Raw genomic sequence first — 1,756 nt, forward strand, 5'->3', positions numbered from 1 at the left:
CGAATTCAATCCTCCAATTGATTTCTTCCGAAATAGGCAAACCTTCTTAAAGGATTTAAATGTCATTATCTAATTCTACTTTCCTAAGTTAAGTTATGTAGTATCGATCAATGTCAAATTGTCTTTTGAGATGTCTTTTTTCCATTTGTTTTAGTCGTTTCTGCATATCCTTATCGGTACCAAATAGTCTTACGATCATTAAGATTCTTGCATCCCTGACACTGATGAGTGGAGCATCCTCTTGAAGGTCTATTTTTTGGATGAGTAGATACAGACTTGCCATCAATACCAGTGCATGATGGTGATGCCAGCCATTCCATTTTCTAACTTGATAATCCGACATTCCTAGTTCGTTTTTCGCATCGTCAAATGCTCTCTCCACCCAATATCTCTGACATTGGAAGTAAGCATATTCTTTTGCCGCATATTGATCAATGCCTCCATTACTAAAGCTGTACTTGGTTTCTTTCTTTCCATCCATGGTTTGCGTGATCAGCAGCGTAAGCTCTTGAAGCTGTTCATTTTGCAGTAACCATATTTTACAGGTATGTACTTTTAGTTTCTTCCACCCTTTATGTGTCTTTCTAATCTTGTTTTCAATACACCATTCTTCGTCCTTAATGTCTTTGATGTATTGATCAACTCGTATAGGGTCTATGTTTGGTTTTGCCTTTTTAGTAGGTCTACCTCTTTTATGGCTCTTATTTGGCACCTCCAATACAGGGCGCTCAGTAAATACCTTTTCATCCTTGTGAACATCTAAGACATAAAACAAGCCTCTTGATTGTAGGCCGTTACGCAATTCACTGTTATGTCCGTAAAGCCCATCTCCTCCTACCCAATCGAATGCTACTTCCAAATCAAGTGCACGATCAATCATTTCTAATGCTAATTGTGGCTTGGTCTTGAATTGGATGTGTTCTTCCAGAACCCCTGCCTTTTGACATCTTAGCCGATTTTTAGCCCACTTCGCAGGTAAAAACAAGGATTCATCAATGAGAGTAGTTCTATTATCATTAATCAATGAAGCATATACACCTACCTGACAGTTTTCAACTTTACCCACTACACCGGCATATTGAGGGCAAACCCCTATTGATTTATCTCCCTTTTTAAGATGAGCTGATTCATCGATAATCAGACCCGTAGGTTGACCGCTCTTCTCCTTATTGACTTTCATGAGATGTGAAGTATCAGTGGCCACTTTGGCAATGACTCCTTCATAGTCCCATTCCGAGTTTGTGATAAAATGCTGATGAGCCCTGTATTCGCTATCCGGGATCTCTTCTTCCATTCGCTCCATATTGGCATGGCCTTTTGCCAATTTCATTAATCCCTGTATGTATTGCGAGGCTATAGCGGTTCGGTTATGTCGAGCTCTTTGAAAAAAAGACTGAAAAGAATACACAAAGCCCTCAAAGGAATCGCCTGATTTAGAGTAGGTTACAGATTTTGGGCATGTTTTTTTATCCGATTGATTTTTCAAATTTAATGAATATCAATCGGTACATGATTAAGAATACTTACACCTGTAACTTACTGAAAAACAAACACTTGAAGACATATTTGTAAGCCTTTTTTAAGAAATTTTATCTTGGTAAAGTAGAATTAAGAAGGTTCTTAAATCTTTCTAGTTGCTTTTTAACGAATATGGACTGAATTAACTGTAAAACGGCACTCAAAAGTAAAAACAGAATCAACGCGATAGAATGATACTCTTTCAAATCTGAAAAGTGTTCATCTAATAATTCTTTGA

General features: G+C 37.5%; 1 protein-coding gene. It reads right to left on the reverse strand.

Annotated elements, in window-relative coordinates:
• Positions 1 to 88: 88 nt before the first annotated feature.
• The gene (locus tag HRU21_13345; protein NRA43268.1) at positions 89 to 1,486 is read right to left on the reverse strand and encodes an IS701 family transposase; all 1,398 of its coding nucleotides are present in this window, start codon (positions 1,484 to 1,486) and stop codon (positions 89 to 91) included.
• Positions 1,487 to 1,756 lie beyond the last annotated feature (270 nt).

Source organism: Pseudomonadales bacterium (assembly GCA_013215025.1).
Classification (GTDB): Bacteria; Pseudomonadota; Gammaproteobacteria; order Pseudomonadales; family DT-91; genus DT-91.